Genomic DNA, 4,545 nt, shown 5'->3' on the forward strand with positions numbered 1-4,545 from the left:
CCACTGGAATCAGTAACCGTACCACTCATACCCGACTTAGGCTCAGCTACCTTGTCATCAATCGCATGAGCAACACCATCAGCAGGAACCTCATCAACATTGGTACCCGAAGTAATCGCACCAGCAACAACATCGATAGCGATCGGGGAACCAACCTCGGCACCATCAGCATCAGTGATCTGAACAGAACCCTCACCCAAAGGAGTGCCTTCAGGAACAGTCACCGAAATAACACCAGTAGCCGAATCAACAGTGACCACAGCACCATCAACCACAGCACCACTGGAATCAGTAACCGTACCACTCATACCCGACTTAGGCTCAGCTACCTTGTCATCAATCGCATGAGCAACACCATCAGCAGGAACCTCATCAACAAAGGAACTCAGTACGGAAATTGGTACAAGAACCAGATCTTTCGAACCATCGACATAAGTAACCTCTAAAGGTACCTTGTACTCGCCGTGAGGTACGCCAGATGCGAGCGTTACCGCACCCGTGGATCCATTTACCGATACTTTAGTTCTATCTTCTGGGAGAACAGCCCCATTAGCATCAGGTTTCAGAGTAAAGGCGTCAGACTTAGCCAAGGGAACTGCCGTCCCAGTCTTCGTTTCCTTCGTTTCGGTGGTACGGACGTCATCAAAGCTGATTTCTTTCGAAATAGCTTCAGCGCCAAACTTGCCCTCAGTCACTTCCGGAATGTTAGGTTGCCACACATCGGTATAATCAACTGTCGACTCCTGGTTGATGCACTCAATCTCCGACCCAGTATCTTCGACCGCCTTTGACTTAGCTTCATCCGATGCAGTATAAACCTGGTAGATTGGCCAGTTTTGATCATACGCAGCATAGCTTGCTACCCAGCCCAGGTCGTGAGGCCTAGTTTTCCCGTCCAAGCGGTAGACTATCTCTACGTCAAATGAATTGTGAAAACCCTTGCCGTAACGAGGGAGTGTGCTATCCTTCTTCTCTTCGGTCCCCGGGTGACCCAAGAAGTACAACACCCCTTGGAGTTTCTGTTTGAACCCCTCGTAATTCTCTTTCTTCGCGAATCCACGGTGTTCATAATCGCCGTACCGCGTGTCTCTGAGCCAGCTAAGTTGCGTATCAAATACACCACCTGCTTTTTCTACCGAACCATAGTAGGTCGTTCCTACGCCGCTGGCATTGTTAGCATTTCCATCTGCCTTTGCCCAGGCATCAAGCACTGTGGAGTCACCTGCAGGTTTGGGCTTGTATTTCACTTCGCCAATCAAACCAGTCTTTGGGTTTTCTAACCGTTCATCAATCGTATGCAAAGCGCCGTCATTCGGGATCCGGTCTGGCTCATTGTCGCCAGCCGTCTGATCTTGAGCACCCGCATCCGTAACAGTGATATCAATTGGGTTTCCAACCGCATTTCCCTTGGCGTCCTTCAAATAAACCGTTGCTTCACTCGGGGCGGAATTTTTAGGCACGGAAACTGCAATCTTACCGGTTTGATCATCAATCGTGACCGAAGCATTTTCAATAGACTCACCGTCAGGTCCGAGGTCCTTTGAATACGACCACGTGGGCTCCTTGCCCGGCGAATCATCGCTAGGCATCCGCTCCACAACACTGAGCGACTTGACCGTTACCCCCTTAGGGATAAATAGACTGAATTTACCATTTAGCCACTGGCCAGCAACTCTACCTCCCGAGTATTCATCATGATTTGGATTGAACACATGATTGATTCTAACGAAATTCTTACCACCCTCCGAAAAGTAGGTGGCACGCGTTTGAATCCTGTCCAACCGGCGCTCATATGTTTCACGAGCGTTGCGATCTCCATCGTTGATGTAGTGAGAGGTTGGCACCTTCAGGGGTTTTTCCTCACCAGGTGCAACGACTTCGGACGGCGTGCAGCCGTTGGGGGATTCCGAAGCTTGCGCGGCACCCTCGACCGCAACCGACTCAGGTATGGTAATGGCGTGAACGAAGGGTCCAATCAGTGCCACCGCTAGAGCGGCAGAACATACGACCCCCCGCGGATTTTTAAAGGATTTCCTTGGAGCTTTCAAATCTGAAGTCTCTCTTTCAGTTGAGATGGGATTTAGGAACGATCAGCACCTTTGCGCCACAATCCGCTGGGAAACCTACCAGCTGCTACCACCTGGCTTAGATCGTAGTTATCGGAAAAGGTCTGCAACAGAATCTGATGCTGATTCTCCACAGGCTAGTTAAACTTTAACAATTTTTCAACTGACAGGAATTGATTTTGGGTTAGCCCAGAATTTATTGTTTAATTTTAAAATAAGTGCCCCGTCCGCGACATTTACAATCTTTCGGCCCGTTTGAATAAATCCAAATTTAGCCCCCTTGCCCTGCAACTTTCCCAACGTCAGATTTCTTTACTAGACCTCTAAGAGAGATATGGAATGAAAAGTATGCAGATATGCCAACCTTAATCGCCCAAAGCTAGAACTTTGACAATTCACCCAACCCAAACCATTGCTAAGAATATCCCTTAAAATTTCCGGGATATTCTCATTGAGGCCTTTCCCAGTCCCGAAACTTCACGGAACTCCACTAGTTCCCAGTCGCAATAGTCTCAGCAACCTCCAGGCAATCCGGGCGGTCACAACATTGTGTCCTGACATCTTGGATGCACTCGTCGCAGATGAGGACTTGTTGGCGGCAGGTGTCCTCATTGATGCAGTTGTGGAAGGTGTTGGTTCCTTTATTGCAGTGGACGCAGTGGCCTAGCTGGATAAAACCGGGATCTTTCAGGCCAGCGCCGAACTCGTGGTGCATGCGCTTATCGAATACGTACATGGAGCCCTCCCACAGGCGATCATTGCCGTACTCCTCCCCGTAGCGGACAATACCGCCTTCGATTTGGTAAATCTCCTTAAAGCCACGGTTCTTCATGAGCGCGGAGAGGATTTCGCACCGGATACCGCCGGTGCAGTAGGACACTACGGGGCGGTCTTTCATCCAGTCGTACTTGCCGGACTCAATTTCCTCAATAAAGTCATGGGTAGTTTTCACATCCGGGACCACGGCGCCCTTAAACTTGCCAATCTCCGCGTCCATGGCGTTGCGGCCGTCGAAGAAGACTACTTCCTCACCGCGCTCCTCCACCAGCTTGTTGACCTTCTCGGGCTTAAGGTGAACGCCGCCGCTGGGACGCGTGAATTGACATTGTCTGGTTCTTCGCAGTCTACTTCCTGCTCTGGAAAATTAGCGTCTTCAGACCTTCCCGGACTGTAGCTAGCCATTGCTTCATTGGAAACGATAGCGTAACTTTTGAAGTATGCTATCTCGTGATCTGATTGAGCTGGCCAGTGCCCAGTACGGAGTGTTCACCACGGCGCAAGCGGCGCAGTACGGGGTGTCCCGCGCCTCGATTAGCCGCGCCGCCCGCCGCGGCGAGCTGCGGACGCTGCGCCGCGGCGTCTACGCGTTCGAGGCCTCGTTCCCTGTTCTCTACGAGGATGTTTACGCCGCGTGGCTCAGCCTCGACCCCGCCCGGACGTTCGCAGAACGGCTCCAGAATCCCACGGAGTTCGTGGTCTGCTCGACCACGGCCGCTTGGCTGTATGAGATTGGCGTGTTTGAACCCTACGGCTACCAATTCTTTGCCACGCGCCGCAAGCAAACGAACTCCCCGGAGATTCGCCTCCGCATAAGGGAGCTCCCCGCCGAGGACGTCCAGCAAGTCCGCGGGCTGCCCGTAACGACACCCACCCGCACTATCCTCGACCTGCTCGGGGAAGGCTACGACCTGGACCACATGGGGCGGCTGGTCACCGATGCCGTGGGTAAGAACCTCCCCATCGACTGGCCGCGCCTAGTCCACGAGCTCCCCCGGCACGCAGAGTTTTACGGTCTAACCGCCATGGACCTCCTCCGCGAACTGACTACCTTCGCAGACACCCCGGTCGAACAGGCGCAGGTGGTGCTCTCCATGTCGGCGAGCCTGATAGAGGTGGACCATCAAATCAAGACCTACCTCTCGGATCTACTCCCATCGGTTATGGAGCAACTCGTTGCTGCTTCGCCGCTTCCTGACTCAACCACCGACGGAGTCCCTCTGGGACGGCTACTGGCGCAGGGCCAGGCGCTCACATACGTAAACCACGAAGGCACCCAGCACGCCCTTGAAGAAACCTCCCAAGAAGAAGTCTGCAAGTGACCAAGCGTCCATCCGCCCCGCGAGGTTATAAGAGCGGTAAGAGCGCGGCCACCGCTGGTGCCGGCGTCTTCAGCCAGATCCCCAAAGAAATTCGAGTGACGCTCTAAGAAAGCTCGATCATCTTGTCCCGGATCATCGCGCAGGACCCAGATTCTTGGGTACTCAAAGGCGCTTCCGCCTTGGTGTGGCGGGATCCCCAGGCCAGGCGCACTCGCGACCTCAACCTGCTGAACCGCCAATCCTCGAGTATCGGGGAAGCGGTAGCGGACCTCGCCCGCGCGTGTATGTGGTCTCCTAGAAGTGATCCAGATTGGCGCGAAAATTGATCCACTTGGTGGATCAGTTTTTGGGCTGGTTTGGCTGCGGTGTGCTGGTTGCTT

The 4,545-nt window shown here is 53.2% G+C and carries 2 protein-coding genes and 1 pseudogene; 1 reads left to right on the top strand and 2 read right to left on the bottom strand.

Going from position 1 to position 4,545, the window contains the following annotated elements:
* Both F4V58_RS11370 and F4V58_RS11375 read right to left on the bottom strand, forming a co-directional pair.
* Nucleotides 1–1,985 (bottom strand): Rib/alpha-like domain-containing protein (locus tag F4V58_RS11370; RefSeq protein ID WP_170252490.1); only part of this gene is annotated, 1,985 nt, incomplete at its 3' end.
* Nucleotides 1,986–2,556: 571 nt separating this feature from the next.
* Nucleotides 2,557–3,150: pseudogene (locus tag F4V58_RS11375) on the bottom strand (rhodanese-like domain-containing protein); the annotation flags it as partial.
* Nucleotides 3,151–3,283: 133 nt separating this feature from the next.
* On the opposite strand from F4V58_RS11375, the gene F4V58_RS11380 reads away from it, so the two are divergent.
* Complete coding sequence (locus F4V58_RS11380) at nucleotides 3,284–4,165, top strand: type IV toxin-antitoxin system AbiEi family antitoxin domain-containing protein (RefSeq protein WP_075736108.1); 882 nt, start codon at nucleotides 3,284–3,286, stop codon at nucleotides 4,163–4,165.
* Nucleotides 4,166–4,545 lie beyond the last annotated feature (380 nt).

The sequence above is a fragment of the Corynebacterium phocae genome, assembly GCF_008693075.1.
Taxonomy (GTDB): domain Bacteria; phylum Actinomycetota; class Actinomycetes; order Mycobacteriales; family Mycobacteriaceae; genus Corynebacterium; species Corynebacterium phocae.